At 46.5% G+C, this 645-nt stretch carries 1 protein-coding gene; it reads left to right on the forward strand.

The features are described 5' to 3' along the window. Positions 1-7: 7 nt before the first annotated feature. The coding region (locus R7Q48_RS28245; protein WP_318133629.1) for an ABC transporter permease at positions 8-645 on the forward strand (638 nt) is incomplete at its 3' end.

Here is a 645-nt window from a genome sequence, read left to right on the forward strand (position 1 = left end):
AGTGATTATGAACAGTGTGGTGGACATTAGTTGGGCAAAATTAGCGGCTTTCAGTTTGATTCTGTTAGTGCCATTTGCGATCAATGCACGCTATAGATTAGGCATCGCGAAAGATGCATCAGTCAGCGTTGTGCGTATGACTTTACAGCTTGTTCTGATCGGGGTTTATCTTGAATATCTCTTTCAATTAAACAGCTTGATCATCAACTTACTTTGGCTTGCGATTATGCTCGTCGTAGGAGCAAGTTCCATTGCAGGGAAAGCACGTTTACCGAAAAAGCCGCTCATGCTGCCACTTCTCACTGGGCTTGTATGTGGCTTGTTTCCATTACTAATTGCGATCACCGCTGGCTTGGTGCGCCCTACTCCGCTTTACAATGCACAATATATGATCCCATTGGCAGGCATGCTGTTAGGCAATAGTCTGAGCAGTAATATCATCGCGCTACAAAACTTATTCTCTGCTTTTGAAGAGCGTAAATCTGAGTACGAAGCTGCTATCTCACTGGGTGCCGCCCCTAAATACGCTTCCTTTCCTTTCGTTCAGGAGGCTCTGAGAAAATCGTTAGCGCCAACGCTAGCCTCAATGACCACGATGGGCCTTGTCACGCTTCCTGGTATGATGACAGGGCAAATCCTAGGGGG

The organism is Vibrio sp. 378, from assembly GCF_033339435.1.